This window comes from Micromonospora sp. CNZ303, assembly GCF_004345505.1.
In genome coordinates, this window is record NZ_SLVT01000010.1 from 167,398 (window position 1) to 189,164 (window position 21,767).

Here is a 21,767-nt window from a genome sequence, read left to right on the forward strand (position 1 = left end):
CCTTAGCTGAGTCGAACCGGGTCGTGGGCGAGTACTGTGGACGGCTGCCGGACCAGCCGGGCGAGGTTCTCGGAGAACCGCCGGCACACCTCGGCTGCCGTCTCCGCGGACACGAGGGTGCGTTGGTGGACGAGGCGGAACGTGAGTCCGCCCGCGTCGAGGGCGCCGTAGAGGCTCGTCGCGAAGGCGACGTCCACGGGCGGCACGTCGACCGTCTCGACGTCGTGGGACCCGATCCGTCGCCGCCGGCGGCTCCAGGGCACGGACAGTCCGACGTCGCCGCCGTCCACCGGTTGCTGAAGCGTCAACGTCGCCTGGAAGAGCGGATTCTGGCCGTGCCGGTCCGCGGCGAGTGCCCGGACCAGGTCGCTGAAGGGAACGTCCGCCGTCGACAGTGCCGCCCGCAGTTCCCGCCACAGGCGTTCCTCGAGTGCCGACGGATCGGGCCGGTCGGTCAGGTCACCGAGGACGGGCACCATGTTGACCAGGTAGCCGACGGTGCCGGCGAAGCGCTGGTCGGTGCGCCCGTGGTGCGGCGCACCCACCACGATCCGCGGCTCCCCGGTCACCTCGTGCAGGGCTTGGACGTAGGCGGCCAGCAGGGAGACGAACGGGGTGAAGCCGCGCCGCGCCGCGTGCCGGTGGAGGGCCCGTACGACGTCCGGGTCGGCCTCGAAGTCGAGCCAGCCGGCCCGGTGCCGGTCCGGGTCCGGCCGTCGTCGTGCAGACCCGCCGCCAGCGGGCCGTTGCGGAAAGAGTACGAGGTCACGCAGTGGCCGCCACTTCTCCGCCAGGGCCGTGACCCGGTCGCGCCGGTCGGGAGTGAGGCGCGCCTGCTGCTGTAGCCGGGCCCAGTCGGTGGGGTCCGCCGCGCCCGGTCCCGCCGTGGCCGGCGGGGCGTCGCCGCCCGTGATCCGGGGCAGGAGCTCGGCGAGCAGGAGCTGGAGCGACCAGTGGTCGACGACCGCGTGATGACACGCCACGAGAAGCACCGTGCCGTCCGGCGGGTACGCCACCCCCACCCGCGCCAACGGGCCCTTCACCAGGTCGAAGGGACGGTAGGCCCGCTCGTGCAGGTAGGCGCGTACCGCCTCGTCGGGGCCGTCCGGGAAGGCCCGGCACTCCCAGTCGACCGTGCCCTGCTCGTGCACGGTCTGGACGCCGGACCCGAGCGGTCCGAGCGTCGTGCGCAGCGCGGGGTGCCGAGCGACGGCCTCGTCGATCGCGGCCCGCAGCAGTTCCTCCTCGACACGGCCGGAGAGGCGCAGGGCGATCGCCAGGTTGTTCGCCCGGTTGCCGCGCGACACCTCGTCGTAGAAGTGCAGCTCGACCTGGCCGGCCGAGGCGGGGCTCACCGCGCCGGTCTGCGCCGGCAGCGGCACGGCGGCCGGGCCGGGGCTCGCGGCGGCGGCGACCAGCTCGGCCACCGACCGGTCGCCGAAGAACAGCTCGGCGTCCAGGGTGCCGTTCACCAACCGCTCGACCGCTGCCTTGAGTTCGATCAGACGCAGCGAACCGAGTCCCAGCGCCGCCAGCGGCAGCGAAGCGTCCCACTCGGACCCTTCGAGGTTCGCGTACCGCCGGACGAGCTGTTCCACCGCGAGGGACCGGTCGCCGGGGTGGGGGTCGGCGGCGGCCCGCCCGGGCGCCCCGGACGCGACCGCCGGCACGACGCGCTTGAGCCGCCCGCCGACGAACTGCTCCCTGGTGGCCCGCCGGCGGACCTTCCCGCTGGAGGTCTTCGGTATCGCGCCGGGCATGACGACGACCACGTCGTCGAGGTCCAACCCGCACTCGGTGGCCACCCGACGCCGCAGCCCGCCGGTCAGCGACGTGAGCAGCGCGGGGTCCGCGAGCAGCCGCGCCAGCCCGCTGCGGGAGGCCTCGACCACCAGCGCCACCCGCTGGTCACCGGTCTCCGACTGGAACGCCGCGGCGCCGCCCTGGCGCAGGTGCGCGTTGCCCGCGGTGGCGACGGCCTCGATGTCGTGCGGGTGGTAGTTGCGGCCCGCGCGGATGATCAGATCCTTCTGGCGCCCCGCGACGTAGAGTTCGCCGTCGTACATCGCGCCGAGGTCCCCGGTACGCAGGAACGTCCCCTGCCGGCCGCCGACGGTGGCGGCGAACGTCGCGGCGGAGTCGGACCTGCCCCAGTACCCGGCGGCCACCCCGCCGGAGCTCACGCAGATCTCGCCGACCTCGCCCGCAGCGCAGGGTTCGCCGTCCGCGCGGCGCACGGCGACCGTCGTACCCGGTGGCGGGGTGCCGCAGGAGACCAGCGTGACCTGGTCCGTCCCCGCTGCCCCGGTCGCCCCGGTCAGCCGGCCCGTCTCGAGGGCGTGCCGGTCGAAGGTGCCGGCGCGATAGCCGGTCGACGCCTCGGGGCCGCTGACGAAGAGCGTCGCCTCCGCCAGTCCGTAGCACGGATAGAACGCGCGGCGGTCGAACCCGAGCGGCGCGTACGCGGCGGAGAACGCGTCCATCGTCCGCCTGTCCACCGGCTCCGCGCCGTTGAAGGCGACCCGCCACGAGCTGAGGTCGATCCCGTCGAGCAGCCCGGCGTCGAAGCGGTCCGCCAGGAGCTGATAGGCGAAGTTGGGTCCACCGGAGAGGGTCGCCCTGAACCGGGACACCTCCGCCGGCCACCGCAGCGGATTCCGGACGAACGCGAACGTGTCGAGCAGGATCGCCGGCACGCCCACGAACAGCGGCAGCAACGTGGTGCCGATGAGACCCATGTCGTGGTACATCGGCAGCCAGCTGAGCACCACGTCGTCGGTGCCGATCCCGAAGCCGGCCGCGATGGCCCGGTGGTTGTCGGTGAGGTTGCCGTGGCCGACCATGACCCCCTTGGGATCGCCCGTCGATCCGGAGGTGTACTGGAGGAAGGCGAGGTCGTCCGGCGCCGGCCGGTGGGGGCCCACCGGAGCGGCCTGCGCCCGCACCGCCTCGATCGGGTGCACCGCCGGTCCGCCCGGCTCGGCCGCGAGCCCCGACAGCGCTTCGACCAGCTTGGCGGTGGTCAGCGCGTGGGTGGCTCCGCAGTCGCGTACGACGGTGGTGACGCGGTCGAGGCGCGCGTGGGGGCCCGGCGGGTAGAGCGGCACCGCGACCACGTTGGCGTAGAGGCAGCCGAGGAAGGCCGTGACGTAGTCGAGGCCGGGTGGGAAGAGCAGCAGCGCCCGGTCGCCCGGTTCGGCGACCGACCGCAGGTGGCCGGCGACGGTACGAGCGCCCTCGTCGAGCTGCCCGTACGTGGTGGTGGTCGTCGCCCCGGCGCTGTCGACGAAGGTCAGCGCGGGGTCGTCCGCTCGGGTGTCCGCCCAGGTCGACAGGGCCGCGATGAGCGAGGTGTGGGTCATGGTCGTCCCTCAGTGGGCCGGGGCCAGGGACGCTTCGTCGCTGACGGCGTCCGGGCTGTCCTCGTCGACCAGCAGTTGGACCTGGTCCACAGCGGTACGGACCCGGCGGACGACCTCCGCTCTGCTGGAGCCCGTGGCGATGACGTGCCCCAGGCGGTCGTAGCCGTTTCGCGGTGGCCGCACGGACGTGCCGGGGGACGCCGTCACGGCCACCTGTTCGACGCCGTCGAGGCGCTCGATCTCCGCCCCGCCCGCAATACCCCGGAGCGTCCCGGGTCGGGAAGCCACCAGGAACTCGATCGCGGCGTACCCGTGGGTGGTCGAGGAGAGCCGGGTCGGTCCCCCGACGGCCGCGGCCAGCTGTGCGGCGAGCAGGTCGGAGCCGGTGGCGAGGCGGTAGAGCTCGGGGATCATCCCGCCGGCCGGGCGGGGATTGATCTCGATGATGGCCGGGCCGGACGGCGTGAGGCGTACCTCGGTGTGGGTCGCCCCGTGTGACATCCCGACCGTGGCGAGCGCCCGCAGGACGGCATCCACCATCTCGGTCGCCTGGTCCGTCGGCAGGTCCGAGGGAAAGACGTGCCCGAGCTCTGCGAAGTACGGCCCACCGGTCACCCGCTTCTCGGTGATCCCGAGACAGCGGTTCCCGGTGCTCTCGCCGAACACCTCGACGCTGAACTCGGCACCCCGCACGTACTCCTCGACCAGCGCGCAGCGGGCGGTCGGCATGCCCCGGACGTTGACGCGCATCCCCAGGACCGCCTCCACGTGCGCGGTCGCCTCCTCGACGGTGGCGCAGAGCAGCACGGCGTTGGATCCGGAGTCGTCCGCGGGCTTCACCACGCACGGCAGTCCGACCTCGCGCACCGCGGCAGCGGCCCGTGCCGGGTCCGTCACCGCGACGAAGTGGGGTTGCCGGATCCCGGTCTCCCGCAGCGCCTCCCGCAGCAGGGCCTTGTTCCGGCAGGCGGCAACGGCTGCCGGCGGGTTGCCCGGCAGTCCCAGCCAGTCGGCCAGCTCGGCGGCGAGCACGGTGTAGAAGTCGCTCGTCGTCGTCACCCCGGCGAGCTGTTCACGACGGAACCTGCCCTGGATGAGCGAGCGCAGGGCCGGCAGGTCGTGCGTCTCGCAGACGAGGACCTCGCAGTCGGTGTCGGCGAGCCCCGGGTAGCGGTCGGGACGGTCGGTGAGCAGCACCGGGCGCAGCCCCATCCGTCGCGCGACGCTCAGGGCGAGCACGCCGGTCCCGCTCGTGTTCGCCTCCAGGAACAACAGGTACCGCTCGCCGTTCGTGCGTGGGACGTCGTCCGTCCGCGACCAGCTCACGGCGACCTCGCCGGGGCTGATCGGGCGCGGCCGGTCCGCCGCGTCCATCTCGTGCAGGCGGTCGGCGGCCCAGCCGTCGTCGTAGACGGTCTGCGCGTACCGGTCGCCGCGATCGGGGAAGATGCCGACGATCCTGGTCCCCGGCTCCGCCCGGCGAGCGATGTCCTTCAGCACCTGGTAGACCGAGCCCGACGTGTTGCCGCCGAAGATCTGCTGCTCGCGGGCCAGGTCACGGGTGGCGCCGAACGCCTCCCGGTCGTTGAGCCAGTGCACCTCGTCGATCTGGCGACGGTCCAGGTTGGCGGGCTCGAGGCTGTTGCCGAGACCGCCCTGCAACCTGGTGGGCACGTCCGGCTGACCGAACAGCACGCTGCCCACGCAGTCCACCCCCACCACTCGCAGCTCGGGCAGCGCGCGTCGCAGCGCACGGGCCGAGCCGCACAGCGATCCACCGGTGCCGACCGCCCCGACCAGGACGTCGAAGGAGGCGAGGTCCCCCAGCAGCTCCCGGGCCAGGGACCGGTACGCACCCGGGTTGTCCGGATTGCGGTACTGCTCGGGAAAGAACGCGCCCGGCAGAGCTTCGAGGAGCTCGTGCAGCCGTTCGAGGCGGGCACCTTGCCAGCCCTGGCTGGACATCCGGTCGACGACGTGCACCTGGCAGCCCAGGGCGCGCAGCTTGGCGAGGGTCACGGGGTCGATCCGGGGGTCGGTGACGACGTGCACCGGATGGCCCAGGGCGGTGCCGACGAGGGCGACTCCCAGCGCCATCGTGCCGGAGGAACTCTCGACGATCGGCGCGCCCGGTCGGAGTACGCCCAGCCGTCTGGCCTCGAGGATCACGTAGCGGGCGACCCGGTCCTTCATCGCGAAGAGGTTCTGGAGTTCGAGTTTGGCGTACACCTCGACGCGCGGGTCGACGTCCATCGTCAGTCTGATCAACGGCGTGTGCCCGATGGCGTCGACGACGTTCTGGAAGATCACGCGCTGGCCCCCGATCGTCCGTGGATGCCGACGTCGGTCGCGCCCGCCCGGGCTGCTCCGCTAAAGATCGTCATTCTTCCCCGATTCGACGCTCATCGGCGCCCGAGCAGTGCCCGAGCGGAACCTCGCCGTTCACGACGGTCGTCCCACTGCTGCCGGAGGAGCCGGAACTCGTCCGCCTGGCTGGCGAGCAGGTCGGCCAACGCCTGGGGATTGACCGAGCCCGTCGACCGCTTCCCACGAATTGCGTTCTCGATGTCGAAGGCGTCGGCGAGCACGCGTGCGGCGTCGGAGACCTGGTATCCGTGCCGGCCGGCGACCTCGACCAACAGCCCGGCGTCTCCGGGATGGGGCGGGATGTCGGAGGAGATGGCGGCGGCGATGTACTGCCCGACGACGATCTGGGCGTCGCGCCAGGGGATCCCGTCGTTGAGGGTCAGGTCGTTCGCCAGTGCGAACGCGCCCAGATACTCCCGCCGGCAGGCCTCCCGCATCCGGTCGGACCGGAAACGCAGGTTGTCGACGACGGTCGAGAAGAGCCGCAGGGCCGTCCGCGTGGTGGAGACGGAGACATGGAGGTTCGCGGTCGCCTCCTTGGACACCTCCACCATGTTGGAATAGGGCGTCGAGCGTTGGGCGAGGACGATGTCCACACCGAAGGCGCCGAGATGCGCCAGCTTTCCGCGGATCCGCTCCAGGATCGGGAAGTTCTTCTTCTGCGGCATCGCCGCCGAGATGCCGGAAAGCTCGTCAGGCAGGTCGATGAAGGCGTACTCGTTGCTGCCCCAGGTCATGAGATCGGTGACGAAGCGGCTCAGTTCGGCACCCAGAATGGAGAATTCCGCCATCATCTCCAAGGCCAGCGACCGGGACGCCACGGCGGTCAGGGCGTGCGGAACCGGTCCCGCGAAGCCGAGCAGGTGCGCCATGCGGTCCCGGTCCCAGGGCAACTGCTGGCCGGCCATCGAACCCGCGCCGAGCGGCGAGAGGTCGTTGCCGTCGTAGGTGGCGAGCCAGCGGCGCAGGTTGTGCAGGATCTGCTGGGAGAGGGCGGCCAGGTAGAAGCCGGGAGTGATCACCTGGGCCGCCTGGAGGTGGGTGTATCCCGGCATCAGCAGGTCGGTCGTGCCGTTGGCGAGTCGATGGACAGCCGCACCGAGGCCCAGCAGGTCCTCCGCCGCCCCACCGAACCACTCGCGCGCCGCGAGAGCGTGTGCGGTCGCCTGAGAATCGTTACGACTGCGGTCGACGTGCCAGGCCGGGACCGGCTCGGTCAACCGACCATGCACCCACTGCTCGATGGCCATCGACGTGTCGGACATGTTGGTGGAGGGGTCGGCGCTGAGCGTGGACTCGTCGATCCTGCCGAGCTTGTCCGAGATGTCGCGCCGTTGGTCGCCGGTGATGACCCCCATCCGCTCGTACTCGAGCAGGAGAACCACTTCCACGGCGAGATAGTGAGGAAGCAGGTGAGTCATGTCGAAGTCGAACTGCGGTCGGAGGATTTCGTCATGCACCTGACGGGACGGGCCGCTGGACAACCGTCCTGACATCAGGGCGGAGCCCTCGGGAACGAGTTGCAACTGAAGACCCCCGTTACGGAGTTGCACGGCCGGACTGCAACCCGAATCCACGCCCTGGGGCGCGTGACATCGCCTGCGGATCGGACCGCCTCGAATGAAGGACAGTCACCTGAGGTGGGTGCGACGATTCACAAGGAAGGCGCGATCGGCGGTGCTGGACGAATTCGACGCTTGCCGTCAGCAGACATGGAACCAACTCCCCCGTGGAGCGACTACGAAAATCGTGCAGGCGACGGAGCGTGAATCGGCAGTTCGTGCCAATACGCGGTCTTCGATGGGGCGAGACTAGCCGCGCGCCTCATGCCCCGCAAGGAACTGCATTCCGCGCGCTATGTCTGGTACCGGTCGTATTTGTTCTTCCCGGCACCCGGCTCCGAAGTACCCGCCTGGGCACCCTGACGATGGTGGGAGCTTTTCCCCCGGCCGGGGCCATCCGCGACCATTGATACTGCTGGCAGGCTCACGGCCAGGACGAACGAGTGCCATCGGCGCGTGGAAACCCGGAGCGGGTCATGGGATCTGGTCGACCCCACCCCCTCGCCAGCCGACACGGGGACAGCGCCTGCCTGCACGTGGTCCCTTCAAGCGGGACTCCAGGCTGCGTCGATGACGCTGACCGCAAGCAGCCCCGCGACTACCGAACGTGCGGGTGGTCATGCATTCCGACCTCCCGGACGGCGACGCTGGAGCCGCGCCGAACGACTTCGCCATCACCGTCAGCGACCGCTGTCCGGCCGCCGGCGGGCTGGTGGTGGTCGATCCGGCCGCCGAGGCAGCCTCGGCCTGCCGGAACGATCCGGCCACCGCCGGTGAACGCGCCCGCTCATCGGTCCTCGGACGTGAGCACGTGGGCGACCTCCGCGAAGGCGCCGCGTGGAGCCCGCCCGCCCCAGCACCATTCGCGGCGAGACCAGTGCCCATGATCATGACAACGCCGATCACGGCGAGTGCGGCGGCTTGGCCTTCTGCGGGTAGATCGTCTCGTGACGGGCCAGCATGGCAACGAACTCGCTGATCTTCCGCTCGCGGGTCTGCGCCCGTTTGACCCCATTGACGCGGTGGATCAGTGCGAACCGGTTGGTTTTGGTGAGCACGTCGAACATGGCCTGGGCGGCGGGGTCGGCAGCGATGGCGGCGAGGAGGTCGTCGGGCACCTCGGCTTCCGACGGCGGGGCGTAGGCGGCCGCCCACCGCCCGTCCGCCTTCGCGGCGTCCACCGCGGCACGGCCGGAGGGCAGCATCCGCCCCTGCGCCTCCAGCCGCGCCACGTGGGCGACGTTGCGCTGCGACCAGGAACTGCGGGGCCTGCGCGGGGTGAACCTGATCCAGGAGCTCTCCTGGTCCCGCTTACGGGCCTGCCCGTCGATCCAGCCGAAACACAGGGCCTCGTCGACGGCCTGCTGCCAGGTCAGGGTCGTGACCGTGCCGCCCTTCTTGGTCAGGGCGAGCCAGACACCGGGCGACGTGGCATGGTTGGTCGACAGCCATGCGCGCAGCGCCTCGGCGTCCACGACGATCAACTCATCCAATTCGGCGCTCACCATGACGGCAGGCTATCGCTGCGCCGTGGCCGCAGCCTCATCCTGTGGGACGGCCCTGCTCGTCGGGCTGCCGTGGACGCCACAGGTCGGGCACAACCCGTCCTCAGTCTGCCGGAGAGCCTGCGGGAGAAGAGCTGGCGTGACTGATCAGGATTCGAGAAGTCACGTCGGATGCACCGCCGATAGCGTGGACGACACACGGGCCATACGACGTCGAGGAGAAACCACGATGACGAAGAAGGACGCTGACGCAGGAGGTTTCTCCACGCAGGAGCGGGCCGCGATGAAGGAGCGTGCGGCGGAGCTGAGAGCCGGGGCCAGACGCACGAAGGGCGCGGAGAAGGCCGCCGCCGAAGAGGCGGAGCTGCTCGCGAAGATCGCGCGGATGCCCGACGGAGACCGGGAAATGGCGGAGCGTGTGCACGCGATCGTCACGGCCGTCGCGCCGGACCTCGCCCCCAAGCTGTACTACGGCCAGCCCGGGTACGCCAGGGACGGGAAGGTCGTGGTCTTCTTCCGCAGCGGGCAGATGGACAAGGAGCGCTACTCGACGTTCGGGGTGAGCACGCAGGCGGCCCTCGACGAAGAGGGCGGGTTCTGGCCGACCTCGTACGCGCTCACCGAACCAACGGAGCAGGCGTGGGAGCAGCTCGGCGACATCGTACGGCGCGCAGCGCGAACGCGGCAGCCGTGAGCGGACCGGCCCACGGCCGGACGATCGTGGTGGTACGCGGCGCGGCAAGAGCCGCGATCGCACCCGTCCGTACCGTCCGGGTCGACGACGGGATCGCCGACGCCGAACGGACCTGGGTGGCGACACACGACAACGCTGCCGATTTCCTGCGCCGCGTGGATCCCGGGCCGTCGTGACGCGTCAGATCGGATCAACCGATGCCGTCGACCGCGGCCCTGAGTGCGTTGATCGACGGGTCCCAGCTGAAGTTCAGGACGGGGAGGCCGGAAGCGCCGGCATTGCTGTCACCACCAAGCACCACCGCCCGCGGCTTACCGGTGCCCTGGGGAACTACGAGGTACCAGTTGCCCTTGACATTCGCGATGAACACTTCGTCTACCTCCTGGTCGGTCGGGTTCGGGTTGGTGACGTCTCCGACGTAGTTCTCGAAATCCACCGTCGCGCGGAAATTCGTCGGACTGCCGGTGTTCAGCCAGAGACTCGTATGCACATGCGGCCCGACACCGCGGTCACTGCCGTTCGCCGAGGCGCCGGAGTACGCGATCGTCTGGCCTCGCGACACACGTTGACCGGTCGAGACGGCGATCGTCGACAGGTGCAGGTGCCGGGTGTAGTTGCCATCATCGTGAGCCATCCCCACGACGCGCCCGGTCGCGGTGGAGGTGTCGGTCTTCACGTAACGGATCGTGCCGTTCGCCGCGGCCTTGACGGGAGTACCGATTCCGACCGCATAGTCGGTGCCCGGCTCGCCCGAGGGCGGCGTCCGGTTCCGGTGGTCCTGCCACGAGCTCGAGATCCGGACGTTCCCGCACGGCCTTAGATAGCTGCCGGCAGCCTGAGCGGCGCCGGGCAGCAGAGCAAAGGCGGCCGACACCCCGGATGCCGCCAACGCGGCGCCTGTGATGAACCCGCGTCTCGAAAGTCCCCGCAGATAGGCGATGCCACCGAGATCCTCGGATGGCAGATCGCCGTGGCTGACATTCTGAGGAGGGTCAGAGCGAGGCTCCCCGCTGAGGATCATCGATGCAACCTAAGGCTACTTCGGTTGAAGGGCAAGGGTTTCCCTACGATCGCTTTGGGACGTCACGCGAGTCCTCTCCGTGACGTGGCCAGGCCAGGACGTGCGTCGAAGTGCGGGGTTGCCGTCGATGACGGACGGATGCGTCGTGAGGACGCCGTCGACCTTGCCGAGGCCGCCGAGGAACATGCGAGCCGCCTTACGACCCTGGCAACGCACTCCCCTGTCTGTTCGTGCTCGGCTCGAGAGCATCACCCGTAGCTCTGTCATGCATTCGACGGCGATCGCCGATTCGAAGCCCCACCTGGTGGGAGACCTGTTCGGGTGCCTCCTACCTGGTCTGCCGAATCGGAGGCTCAGGCCAGGGCGGCGTGGGTGTCGGTGAGAAAGCGGTCGCGGTCGTCGCCATGGGCGATCGCCGCGTTGTAGATGGCGTCGACTGCAGCAGCCAGCGGATCGTCGTTCGCCAGGGCGATCAGGGCGGGGAGCGCGGCGGCCTGCTGGAGTGCCCCTGCGACGGTGCGGGCGCCGTTCCCTGGCGTGTCCAGGCGCAGGGTGACGGTGGTGTGCGGAACCTCGGGATCCGACATGAGCCGGCTGAACGCGGCACTTCCGCTCTGCTCGGTGAAGGATCGGGGCAGTGGGCGGTCGGCCTCGGCCGCGGCGAGCGCGTCGGCGATCCACCCGATCTGCTCCAGCGCGGCCACTCGCATCGCATGGCGGGCCGCCCAGCATGCTGCCTCCCGCTGGCGGGCGGCGGGCAGCGCATCGATGCGGTCGAGCAGCCGGCGGTCGATCCGGGCCAGCGACTGTGCCTGGCCGAGGAGTCCGCGGACACGATCCGACGGCGGAGCGCCTCCCCACCGCTCGGCGTCGCGCTCGGCCTGCAGATGGCGGTACTTCTCGGCCAGCACGGTTGCCTCGGCAGCCTGTCCACGCAACGTCTGGATCCACGGATACGGCCCGGCGGCGTCGAGCAGATGGTCCCAGATCAGGCTGAGGGCGAAGGCGTGCCGGCCCAACACTCCCTCGTGCCGCAGCGTGAAGCCGTCAGAGCCGGACATCACCCGTACGGCACTTGGCTCGTCATCCGGCAGCGTCGCCAGCGGATCAGGGAAGATCGGATCATCGGCGGTGGCCCACGACCAGGTGAAGGTCCCGTCGTCGACCCGCTCCAGCCGGACCTCCAGGTCGCCGACGGGCAGCACCTCGGCCGGGACCTCGACCGGCGCGGGCCGATGACGGACCACCGCCACCCGGGACAGGTCGGCGTCGTCCTCGTAGGGGTGACCTGCCGGCAACAGCGGCAGGATCCCCGGACGGGCCGACGGGCGAGGTACCAGTGACAGCATCGCCCATTCCGCGGCCTTCGCCGGCTTCTGCTCCCAGTCGCGACCTGCGGGGTCGGCCAGCACGGTGCGCCATGGCGCCTCCTCGGAAACTCCCCAGATGTGCAACTCGTGCCGCTCGGGCGGGTCCCCGCCGGTGCGTACCGTCTCGTGCAGTCGGTCGCGTGCGTGCACCCGCACCCTGACAAGCCCACGAGGGACGGCGACATCGGTCAGGACGTCCGTGGTGCCACCCATCAAGCCGATGACCGACAACCGACCGCTGGGACTCCAAAGGGTCACCTCACTGATCGCGTCCCAGCCGACGTCGGCCTCTGCCGCCGGCCCGGACAGTACGCGAACGCGTGCCTCGATCCACCCGGTGTGGATACCGCAGAAACCGGTGAACTGAGTCGGCCCGCGGACGTGCAGCAGGTCGTCGCCGAGGATGTAGATCCCCATGCCCGACACACCCGGCGCTGTGAACACCTCGTACTGGCAATGGCTGACCGGCAGCCGCGCCCAGTCGGTCATGAGCGCCGATGGTCGATCCGCGCCGGCGGCATCATTCACTCCCAGATCCTACGGCCGTCGTCATCTGACCAATGCCGCGAGGGACCGACGGGAAGTCCCGGCCGCGGCTGTCCGACCACGTCGGCCAGCCGGCCCGAGATGGACGGATCGCCGCCGTCAACGGCGTATCGGACGATCTGCGGCATGAGCGCGCCACCCGCAGCGGTTCACCTCGTTTGCACCTGCGGCATGCTGGTCCGGTGTCTGCCAACGACGTGGTCGCAGCCCTCGCAAAGTGGTCGCCGTGGCTACCCTTCCACGATGCGGCTGTCTCGGCACCGCGTCTCCCAGGCGTGTACCTCGCTCGGCAAGGGGCAGCAGGCGGTCTCGTCTACGTGGGCATGGCCGGCGAGCGTCGTGGCCAAGGACTTCGAGGACGGCTCACGGTGTACCGCCGTGGGAAGGCAGCGGTCAGTGGGCTGGGAGAAGCCGTCCTGGATCGGGCCTTTGCCGATGCCGCCTTCGTGCAGGAGCACCTGGAGCAACTCATCGGCGGCCGGCCCAAGCGCGCGGCGGCCTGGGCGCAAGACGCCTTGCACTGGGCCGACCTGCATGTCAGTTGGGCTGTGACGGAGGACCGGCAAGCCGCAGTGACACTCGAGCGAGCAGTTCTGGACGCGTCGGCCGCGTCACCGCTCTGGAACCGAGCACGATAGCGATTCCTCATCGCGGCATTCCGTCCGTCAGGCGCGATGTCGTGCGGCGGATCCGGACGCGAATGTCGAGATGGTCGGGCGACGTCGGTTCGGGTCCGGCACGATGGGGTGGGCGGTGTCGGTGTCCCGCTGCTGTTCGGCGTACATCCGGGTCCTCGCGGCTGTAGCCGGACGCGACGGTGACCACCGGCACCACATTCACCAGACTCGGAGCCGACGGCGGCTGCTCCCCCTCGACGGGGCAGCCGGGAGGAGGATGCGATGCGGGCCGTCCAGAAGGTCCGCCATCGACAGGTCGACGTCGACGGACTGGAGGTATTCTTCCGCGAGGCCGGGCACCCCGGTCAGCCGGCGGTACTGCTGCTGCACGGATTCCCTTCCTCGTCGCACACGTTCCGCGAGGTCATGCCCACCCTCGCCGACGTCGCGCACGTGATCGCGCCGGATCTGCCCGGCTTCGGGATGTCCGCGTCGCCCACCGTCGACGAGTACGACTACACGTTCGGGAACCTCTCCTGGACGATCGAGAATTTTCTCGACCAGCTCGGGATCGAGCGCCTCTTCGTCTACCTGCACGACTTCGGCGCGCCAGTGGGATACCACCTGGCCACCCGCGCCCCGACCCGCATCCGCGGCCTGATCATCCAGAGCGGCAACGCGCACCAGGACGGCCTCGGCGCGCAGTGGGACAGCGCCCGGGCCTACTGGGCCGACCCGACCGACGCCACGCGCGCCGAACTGCCGGACTGGTTGAACTTCGCCGGCACCCGCGACCAGTACCTGGCCGGGCTGCCCGAACGGCTGCACGCCCTGCACGCCCCCGAGTCGTGGCACCTCGACTGGGAGCGTATGAGCCGGCCCGGCAACGTCGACGCGCAGTTCGCGCTGTTCACCGACTACGCCAACCACGTCGCCCGCTTCGATGAGCTCGCCGCGTACCACCGCGCTCACCAGCCGCCGGCGCTCGTGCTGTGGGGACGGCACGACGCGTACTTCGACGTCGACGAGGTCCTCGCCTACCACCGCGTCCTCGAGCGCCTGGACGCGCACATCTACGACGGCGGCCACCTCCTGTTGGAGACGCACGCGGCGGAGTGCGCCGAGCTCATGCGGGCGTTCGTGCGCGACAACGCGTGAGCCGGGTCCACCCCGTGGACGCGACGTTGCCAAAAGCGTAACAACCTGGTTACCCTTTCAGCGTGGATGAGGTGGCTGCCGCGATCGCCGACCCGGTTCGGCGGGAGATCCTGCTGATGCTGCGCGACGCACCGCTCTCGGCCGGCCAGATCGCCGACCGGTTCGTGATCAGCCGGCCGGCCGTCAGCCGTCACCTGCGCGTGTTACGCGAGGCCGGCCTGGTGCGCGACACGGCCGACGGACGCAGGCGTGTCTACACGCTGGTCACCGCGCCGCTCGACGAGCTGACCGGGTGGCTGGGACGGCTGATGCGCCCGGCCGGCTGGCAGCACCGCCTCGACGCGCTGGAGACCGAGGTCTACCGCACCCGCCGCGAGCGGCAGACGGCCGCCGGGCGGCACCCATCGAAGAAGGAGACCGCATGAGCCCCACACCCACCGGCCGACTGATCGGCGACGACCTCGTGCTGACCCGCACCTTCCGCGCTCCCGTGGCTGACGTCTGGGCCAGCCTCACCGATCCGGCGCGCACGGCACGCTGGTTCGGCCCGTGGCAGGGCGACGCCGCGCCGGGACGCACGATCAAGGTCCAGATGGCGTACGAGGAGGGCGAGCCCTGGATGGACATGACCATCGACGCGTGCGAACCGCCGCGCCGGCTGGCGGTTTCCGCGGTGGACGAGCACGGCGGCTGGCATCTGGACCTGGAGCTGGTCGAACGTGCGGGCGTGACCGAGCTCCGGTTCACGCAGCACCTGACCGGCACGGAGGGCGTCGGCGAGGTCGGACCGGGCTGGGAGTACTACCTGGACGCGTTGGCGGCCTCGCGCGACGGCCAGCCGGCGCCGGACTTCGACGACTACTACCCCGCGATGAAGGAGCACTTCGAAGCGCAGCGGTAGAGGTGGTGTGATCAGGACGTCGATCGAGGGGGGCACGGTGGGGCGCAACGCGATCATCTTCCACGGGACCGGCGGCTACCCGGACGCCTGCTGGTATCCCTGGCTGGCAGGGCGGCTCGCGGCCCGGGGGTACGCCGTCGAGGTGCCGCACCACCCGGGCATCAACGTCGAGCCGATCGCCACGTTCCTGCCGAAGGTGCTGAACGGGCACAGCTTCGACGAGGACACGGTCCTCGTGGGCCATTCCGGCGGTGCGGCCCTCCTGCTCGCGCTCCTGGAACACGTGGACGTGGCCGTCGCCCAGGCGATCCTCGTCGCCGGGTACTGCACCCGGCCCAACACGGAGGAGGAACCGATCCTCCAGCAGGGCTACGACTGGGCCGCCATCCGGTCGCGCGTACGGGACATCTACTTCATCAACTCCCGCGAGGATCCGTACGGCTGCGACGACCGACAGGGACGCGCCATGTTCGAGCGGCTCGGCGGCACCCAGATCGTGCGCGACGACGGGCACTTCGGCGACCACGACCAGCCGTACGAGCGGTTCGAGCTGCTCGACCGGCTCATCCCCTGACGTCGCCGGCGCGACGGCACCGACCCGTCCGACCCGGCTTGCAGGGGCGTTCCCGCGTAACATGGGGCACTACCGGGTCCGGTTCCCGATGGGTGGCAACCTCGACGCGTCGCTCCGGCGCCTCCGGTCTGTTGTCGAGCGCCAACGCCGGTCAGCCGTCCCGACCGGTCCCGTCCGTCGCTGAGCGGCGGTTGCGGCGCACCGCGTAGGCACGACGCATCTTGACGTAGTTGCCACAGCCAGCCATGGAACACCAGCGACGCGCCTGGTTCCGCGAGGCGTCGTAGTAGGCCCATCGGCAGGTGTCCCGGTCGCAGACCTTGAGCCGGGTCCAGACCCCCACGAGGTTTTCTGCGCTTGTGCAGGTGGCCAGGCAGCCATCGGGGCCGTAGATGGTGGAGACAGCCGAGGAACAGGGGCGGCAGCCGCCGTCCGCCACCGAGCTGACCGACCGACAGGACATCCGTCTCGACGCGGTCATGACCGGCGGGGTCAGCCTGGCGGTGTGGATCAGCGGCGTCACCCTCTACGGGTAACTCCGCCGGTGACATCGCAACGGCTCCCGGCAGCGGCTCGGTCCACTACTGACCTGCAGTCTGTTCAAGATGCGCGGAGGCGAGTCGCCTCCGCGCATCCTTGCGTGGGCGGGTCGCCGTCAGGGGGCGGATGGCGTCATGATCGACAATCTCGTCAGGTTGGCAAGGTCGGCTGTCGGCGTAAGCTCCACCGTGCTCGCGCCTGCCGCCTTGTCCGCAGACGCTCGCCCGATCGTGACAGCGCCAACCTGATTGCTCTGCTGGGACGGATCCGGCATCAAGACACGGTTGGTCTGGTAAACCTCACCGTCTGCGGGAACGCCTTCCATGACCAGCTTTCCGCCGGTGCCACGTACGGAACCCGGAACATTACTGATATTCGTGTACACCTGGCCGGCGAATCCGGTGCTGGTGATGAGGTCGACAGTGGCTTCGCCGCGGACGGTATCGACTGCCGTTACGCGTCCCACCAAGCCTTCGGCGACGACGGCCAGTTGCCCCTGCCGGACTCCCTGGTCTTTCGGGAACGCCACGATTATCTGTTGGCCGTTCCTGCGGAGTACCTCAGCGGGTACGGCCCGCGCGTCGCCGTCCACGCCGTCCTCACCAGGCACCTCGAACACCTTCGTGAGGCTGGCGAACGGTCGCTTCGGCTTGGTGAACCCCGCGATCGTCGTCGTTTGCGCGGTCGCAGCGATCGGGAATTCTTTTACAATAAGGCGACTGGTGGGTCCGTCCGGTTCTTGTATCATTTCATCATCGACTGCGGTACTCGACACCCGCACCGCTGTCACGCCTGGCATGGCGATGGCGATGGCATAGGTGCCCCAGGGGTCATTACTAACCTCGCCGGCGGCTCCGGACAGCCGTGGACTGACCAGGCTTATCACCTGAGTCTTCACCGGGTCGGGCGCCGGCCGATCCGTCCGCATCCGCAAGGCGTCCGCCGCACCAAGATCACCGGTGAAGAACGCCAACCGCGCGTCGCCCTGCTTGTCGTATCCCTGCAGGACGACCACCGTCGAGCGCAGGCGTGGATGGCGCGTCGCGACAAGGGCCCGAACATCAGTGTGCGGGCCTGCCGAGTTGGTGCGATCCCAGACGCTGGTGGCCTCACGTACCAGGCCAGCGTCCACATCTCCCACCGGGGACCAGCCCAGAAACGGGCCATCCGGCGGCGGTGCAGCGAGTTGGGGTGTGGGCCCGAATCCGACAACCCGAAACGTCGTGACCAGCACCGCCAGGCATACTGCGGCCGCGGCTGCGGCGGCGATACGCCCTCGCCCGCGACGCCGGTCTGCCCGCCGCATGATCTTGCCTTCATAGCCCTCGGTCGGTGCCACCGACTCGGCCAGATCCGCCAGGCCGTCACGCAACTTGGTCGTGTCATGCATAGCGCACCTCTTGATCAGCAGCAGCGTCGACCTCAACCCACTGCTTACGCAGAGTCTGCAGACCCCTTGATGAAAGACTCTTGACCGTACCGACCGAACAACCCAGTACGTGTGCCGTTTCCTGCTCGGACAGGTCCTCGTAGAAGCGCAGTACGACGGCGGCGCGCTGTCGTGCTGGCAGCCCGTCCAACGCCTGGCGGAGCAGGTCCCGCTGTTCCACCCCCACGTACTCGTCGCGTGCCTGACTCTCCACTAGCCGACCCAAGGGCTGTTCCCACCAGGATCGGCGCCGCTTCCAGGTCACGAAGGTGTTGACTAGAATGCGCCGAACGTAGTGATCGACGCCTTCTGAGTGCTGCAGTCGAGACCACGCCACAACCGTCTTGACAAGCGTCGTCTGTACCAGGTCCTCGGCTTTCCCTCGGTCTCCGCACAGCAGGAAGGCAGTCCGGAGCAGCGATCCGTAACGCGCCCGTACAAAGGCTGTCACCTCTCTATCCTCGCGATCATGCATCAGCCACCCGCACCCTCAGTTTCAGTCTCACGGCCACTACTTACGCTCTCGACCCCAGCAAACGTTGCCGTGACTCCGGAACTTTCGACGATCGATCGTCTCGACCCGCGGGTCGGTGAGGGTGACGACCAGCCCAGCCCGTTTCCTCGGTCAGCTCCCGGGCCGCCGCGTCAGACGCGGTCTTCGCCCGGCTCGACGTTGCCGCCGGACAGCGCCCACCCGCCGCCGTCGCGGCGCTCGATCATGACGATCCACCGGCCGCGGTGCGCGCTCATGCCAAATTGAGCGCGTTACCGCGTCGTCGGCGGGCAGCCGATCTGCTACCGCGCAAGCAGGGAGCGCAGGACCTTGATGATCTCGTCAGGCGCTTCCTCGGCCATGAAGTGCCCGGCCGACGTGGTGCGGTGGTCCAGATCAGCAGCCCAGGTGTGCCACAGCGCGGCGGCGTCGTAGCCGAGTGCGGCTCCCCAGTCCTGCTGTACGACGGTGGCCGGCATGGGCAGCCGATTCCCGGCGGCTCGGTCGGCCTGGTCGTGTTCGATGTCGATGCCGGCCGAAGCGCGGTAGTCGGCGACAATGGAGGGGACCGCCTCGCGGGAGGCACTCAGGTACTCCGCCCGCAGGTCTGCAGGAATTGCCTGGGGATTCTTGGCCCATACGTCGAGGAAGTAGCCGAAGAAGGCGTCCGCGCTGGCGCTGATCAACTGCTCGGGCAGGCCGGGTGGCTGGGCCATCAGGTACAGGTGGAAGGCGACGGCGGCGGAGGACCCGTGCAGGATGTCCCACATGTCCAACGTTGGCAGGACGTCCAGGATGGCGAGGTGGGTGATCGTGGCGGGATGGTCGAGGCCGGCGCGGATGGCGACGAGGGCACCACGGTCGTGCCCGGCCAGGGCGAAGCGCTCGTGGCCGAGCCTGCTGGCGAGGGTGACGATGTCCGCGGCCATGGTCCGCTTGGAGTACGTGTCGGTGCCGCGCGCGTCGGGCTTGCCGCTTGCGCCGTAGCCGCGCAGGTCGGGACAGATCACGGTGTGGTCGGTGGCCAGGTCGACGGCGACGTGCCGCCACATGACGTGGGTCTGCGGAAAGCCGTGCAACAGCACGATCGGGCTGCCCGTACCCCCCACCGCCACGTTCATCGTCACGTCCCCGTCGACCGCGACGCGCTGGTAGTCGAAACCGGGAATGGTGATAGTCATGGTTGTCCTTTTCTCATCGGGTGGGCGATTCCAGCGTGCCGGTCGCGGATGAGCAAACGATGAGCGCGATACGTTCAACGCAGGCGCGGAAGGGCGGTCCGATCAGTGCAGGTCAGGTTCGGTGTTCTCGGGCCGGTTGTCGCCTGGGACGGCGACGGCGCGCCGATAGACCTGAAAGGGCCGAAACACCGCGCGGTGCTGGCGCGACTCCTCGTCGGGCGCGGTCGGGTCGTACCGGTCGACCGCCTCGTCGATGACCTGTGGCAGGAGCCCTCACCAGGTGCGGTAAGCAGCGTCCGCACGTTCGTGGCGGCGTTGCGGCGCGCGCTGGAGCCGCAGCGTGCACCGCGCGAGCCGGCCCGGTTGCTGGTCACCGAGGGCCCGGGCTACGCGCTCAGGTTGGCGCCGGACGCGGTCGACGCCTGGCGGTTCGAGGACGAGGTCGCCGCCGCGCCCACAGCGCCGCCGCAAGAGGCACTCGAGCGGCTCGATCGTGCCCTGACCTGGTGGCGGGGGCCCGCGTTCGCCGGCATCGACGACGAGCCGTGGGCGCGCGTCGAGCGTTCCCGCCTCGAACAACTACGGCTGAACGCGATCGAGCAGCGGGCCGAGGCGCGACTGACTGTCGGGCGCGCCTCGGACGTCGTACCCGATCTCGACGCCCACGTAGCCGAGCATCCGTGGCGGGAGGAGGCGTGGCGGCTACTGGCGCTTGCCCTGTACCGCGCGGGACGCCAGGGTGATGCGCTCGCGGTACTGCGCCGCGCCCGCAGCCTGCTCCTGGAACAGCTCGGCGTCGATCCGAGCCCGCGGCTGCGTCGCCTGGAGACCGACATCCTCCGCCAAGCCGATCTTGTCAGCGACGGGCTGGGTTCACCGGGACCGCAACGGGTCTGGGCGGAGACCGCAGCGGCATACGACCGTACGGTGGCGTCCGGCTCCGCGTCCCGGCTGGAGTCGACGGTCGGCCTGCTGCGAAGTCTCGCCATGACGGGGGCGAGCGGACTTGAGGCGGCGCGCGAACAGCGGATCGCGGCCATCGCCGCCGCCGAGCAGTTGGGTGATCCTGAGCTCACTGCCCGGGTGATCGGCGGCTACGACGTACCCGCGATCTGGACGCGCTCGGATGATCCGGCGCAGGCGACGCGGATCGTGACGGCGGCCGAGCGGGCCCTGGCTGCCCTTCGTCCTGGCTCGTCCGAGGCCACCCGCGCCCGACTGCTGGCCACGATCGCGGTGGAGTCACGCGGTACCCGTGCGGCGCGCGGACCCGAGGCGGCCCAGGAAGCGGAGCGGATCGCGCGCCGGCTGGGCGACCCGGCCCTGCTGGCCTTCGCTCTGAACGGCGTGTTCATGCAGACCTTCCATCGCGCGGGCCTGGCTCCTGAGCGGGACCAGATCGGTGCCGAGCTCGTCGCGCTCTCCGCCCAGCACGGCCTGGGGACGTTCGAGATCCTCGGTCATCTCGTCCGATTGCAGGCCCGCAGCGCGCTCGCGGACTTCGTCACCGCCGACCAGCACGCCACCGCAGCGGACCGGCTCGCCGACCGGCACGACCGCCCGCTGGTCGGCGTGTTCACCCAGTGGTACCGCGCACTGCGACTGACCGCGACCGAGCCGTCGCCGCAGGCCGCGGAAGCGGCCTACCGCAAGGGGGCGGCACAGCTCGCCAACGCCGGCATGCCCGGCGTCGAGCGTGGCCTCCTACCACTGGCCCTGCTATGCCTGCACGTGTCGCACGGCGAACCGCTCCGCTTCGACGATGGAACCGACTGGGGCCCCTACCTGCCCTGGGCGCGTCCACTCGTCCTACTGGGACGGAACCGCCCAGCCGATGCCACCGCGGCGCTGCGTCAGACTCCCGATCCGCCGCGCGACCTGCTGTTCGAGGCCCTGTGGTGCCTCACCGCCCAAGCTGCAATCGCCCTGGACGACCGGACGGCGATGAAACGCGCCCGGACCGAACTCACGCCGGCGGCCAACGAGCTGGCCGGAGCCGGCAGCGGCATGCTCACCGTCGGCCCCGTCTCACGCCATCTCGACCACCTCGACGCGGCCCTCAGCCGCAGCCGATGAGCCGGAGAGCTGGGCTGTCCGGGGACGAGAATCCAGTCGACGGCCGCGTCGGTGAGGGTGTGCGGCGGATAGGTGCCGTCGCCGAGGACGCAGCGCAGGACGCCGTCGTCGTCGCGGCGGCGGGCAGGGTGAGGGGGCTGCGGCGACGGCCCCGGTGAGGCCGGCGCCGACCTGCGGCGTGCCCACCGCCCACCGACCCCTAAGTGAGAATCGAAGGTGTTGCTTTGATCCACTGGCTGTGCGTACGATCCCCCCACCAGGAGGGCTTTACATGGTAAAGCGGCATCCGACTGCTAGTACACGCGGTCAGATGTGGCGCTCACCTTATGGTGAGTTGATTTTTTTTGAGGTTGTTTGCTGCGATCACATGA

The 21,767-nt window shown here is 69.9% G+C and carries 19 protein-coding genes; 9 read left to right on the forward strand and 10 right to left on the reverse strand.

Annotated elements, in window-relative coordinates:
* Nucleotides 1–2: 2 nt before the first annotated feature.
* The 4 genes from EV374_RS17795 to EV374_RS17810 form a co-directional block, all read right to left on the reverse strand.
* On the reverse strand, nt 3–3,362 hold the full coding sequence (locus EV374_RS17795) for an AMP-binding protein (protein WP_132236755.1): 3,360 nt from the start codon (nt 3,360–3,362) through the stop codon (nt 3–5).
* Nucleotides 3,363–3,371: 9 nt separating this feature from the next.
* Nucleotides 3,372–5,672, reverse strand: coding sequence for a pyridoxal-phosphate dependent enzyme (locus EV374_RS17800; RefSeq protein ID WP_132236757.1), 2,301 nt, complete (start codon nt 5,670–5,672; stop codon nt 3,372–3,374).
* Nucleotides 5,673–5,764: 92 nt separating this feature from the next.
* Entirely contained in the window at nt 5,765–7,120 is a 1,356-nt protein-coding gene (locus EV374_RS17805; RefSeq protein ID WP_165947821.1) for a lyase family protein, read from the reverse strand.
* Nucleotides 7,121–8,193: 1,073 nt separating this feature from the next.
* Nucleotides 8,194–8,799, reverse strand: a complete 606-nt coding sequence (locus EV374_RS17810; protein ID WP_132236761.1) for a YdeI/OmpD-associated family protein — start codon at nt 8,797–8,799, stop codon at nt 8,194–8,196.
* A gap of 226 nt (nt 8,800–9,025) precedes the next feature.
* Between EV374_RS17810 and EV374_RS17815 the strand changes: the two genes are divergently transcribed.
* Both EV374_RS17815 and EV374_RS17820 read left to right on the forward strand, forming a co-directional pair.
* Nucleotides 9,026–9,490, forward strand: a complete 465-nt coding sequence (locus tag EV374_RS17815; RefSeq protein ID WP_132236763.1) for a DUF1801 domain-containing protein — start codon at nt 9,026–9,028, stop codon at nt 9,488–9,490.
* Complete coding sequence (locus EV374_RS17820) at nt 9,487–9,666, forward strand: hypothetical protein (protein WP_132236765.1); 180 nt, start codon at nt 9,487–9,489, stop codon at nt 9,664–9,666. Before EV374_RS17815 ends, EV374_RS17820 begins: the two co-directional genes overlap by 4 nt.
* A gap of 14 nt (nt 9,667–9,680) precedes the next feature.
* On the opposite strand, the gene EV374_RS17825 is transcribed toward EV374_RS17820, so the two are convergent.
* Entirely contained in the window at nt 9,681–10,511 is an 831-nt protein-coding gene (locus EV374_RS17825) for a peptidoglycan DD-metalloendopeptidase family protein (RefSeq protein WP_132236767.1), read from the reverse strand.
* Between the two features lie 353 nt (nt 10,512–10,864).
* Nucleotides 10,865–12,370: a hypothetical protein gene (locus tag EV374_RS17830; protein WP_132236769.1), complete on the reverse strand. Its 1,506-nt coding sequence runs from the start codon at nt 12,368–12,370 to the stop codon at nt 10,865–10,867.
* Between the two features lie 239 nt (nt 12,371–12,609).
* On the opposite strand from EV374_RS17830, the gene EV374_RS17835 reads away from it, so the two are divergent.
* The 5 genes from EV374_RS17835 to EV374_RS17855 all read left to right on the forward strand — a co-directional run bounded on the left by EV374_RS17835 (nt 12,610) and on the right by EV374_RS17855 (nt 15,677).
* A complete protein-coding gene (locus EV374_RS17835; protein ID WP_207914303.1) occupies nt 12,610–13,065 on the forward strand; it encodes a hypothetical protein in 456 nt (151 codons plus the stop codon).
* Nucleotides 13,066–13,326: 261 nt separating this feature from the next.
* Nucleotides 13,327–14,202: an alpha/beta hydrolase gene (locus EV374_RS17840; RefSeq protein ID WP_132236771.1), complete on the forward strand. Its 876-nt coding sequence runs from the start codon at nt 13,327–13,329 to the stop codon at nt 14,200–14,202.
* A gap of 62 nt (nt 14,203–14,264) precedes the next feature.
* A complete protein-coding gene (locus EV374_RS17845) occupies nt 14,265–14,627 on the forward strand; it encodes a metalloregulator ArsR/SmtB family transcription factor (protein ID WP_132236773.1) in 363 nt (120 codons plus the stop codon).
* A complete protein-coding gene (locus tag EV374_RS17850) occupies nt 14,624–15,103 on the forward strand; it encodes an SRPBCC family protein (protein ID WP_132236775.1) in 480 nt (159 codons plus the stop codon). Before EV374_RS17845 ends, EV374_RS17850 begins: the two co-directional genes overlap by 4 nt.
* A gap of 7 nt (nt 15,104–15,110) precedes the next feature.
* Nucleotides 15,111–15,677 (forward strand): RBBP9/YdeN family alpha/beta hydrolase, encoded by a 567-nt coding sequence (locus tag EV374_RS17855; protein ID WP_486485815.1) that lies wholly within the window; start codon nt 15,111–15,113, stop codon nt 15,675–15,677.
* A 151-nt stretch (nt 15,678–15,828) separates the two neighbouring features.
* Here EV374_RS17855 and EV374_RS17860 read toward each other — a convergent pair whose 3' ends face one another.
* Nucleotides 15,829–16,116, reverse strand: coding sequence for a CGNR zinc finger domain-containing protein (locus EV374_RS17860; protein WP_486485827.1), 288 nt, complete (start codon nt 16,114–16,116; stop codon nt 15,829–15,831).
* Between EV374_RS17860 and EV374_RS32610 the strand changes: the two genes are divergently transcribed.
* Nucleotides 16,070–16,213 (forward strand): hypothetical protein, encoded by a 144-nt coding sequence (locus EV374_RS32610; protein WP_165947822.1) that lies wholly within the window; start codon nt 16,070–16,072, stop codon nt 16,211–16,213. The genes EV374_RS17860 and EV374_RS32610 overlap by 47 nt on opposite strands.
* A 119-nt stretch (nt 16,214–16,332) precedes the next feature.
* Here the strand turns inward: EV374_RS32610 and EV374_RS17865 are convergent, their stop codons facing one another.
* From EV374_RS17865 to EV374_RS17880, 3 genes are all read right to left on the reverse strand, one after another.
* Entirely contained in the window at nt 16,333–17,607 is a 1,275-nt protein-coding gene (locus tag EV374_RS17865) for a rod shape-determining protein MreC (RefSeq protein WP_132236777.1), read from the reverse strand.
* On the reverse strand, nt 17,600–18,121 hold the full coding sequence (locus EV374_RS17870) for a SigE family RNA polymerase sigma factor (protein ID WP_132236779.1): 522 nt from the start codon (nt 18,119–18,121) through the stop codon (nt 17,600–17,602). The genes EV374_RS17865 and EV374_RS17870 overlap by 8 nt, the downstream gene beginning before the upstream one ends.
* A gap of 320 nt (nt 18,122–18,441) precedes the next feature.
* Nucleotides 18,442–19,320 (reverse strand): alpha/beta fold hydrolase, encoded by an 879-nt coding sequence (locus EV374_RS17880; protein ID WP_132236781.1) that lies wholly within the window; start codon nt 19,318–19,320, stop codon nt 18,442–18,444.
* A gap of 105 nt (nt 19,321–19,425) precedes the next feature.
* Between EV374_RS17880 and EV374_RS17885 the strand changes: the two genes are divergently transcribed.
* On the forward strand, nt 19,426–21,396 hold the full coding sequence (locus EV374_RS17885) for a BTAD domain-containing putative transcriptional regulator (RefSeq protein WP_132236783.1): 1,971 nt from the start codon (nt 19,426–19,428) through the stop codon (nt 21,394–21,396).
* Nucleotides 21,397–21,767 lie beyond the last annotated feature (371 nt).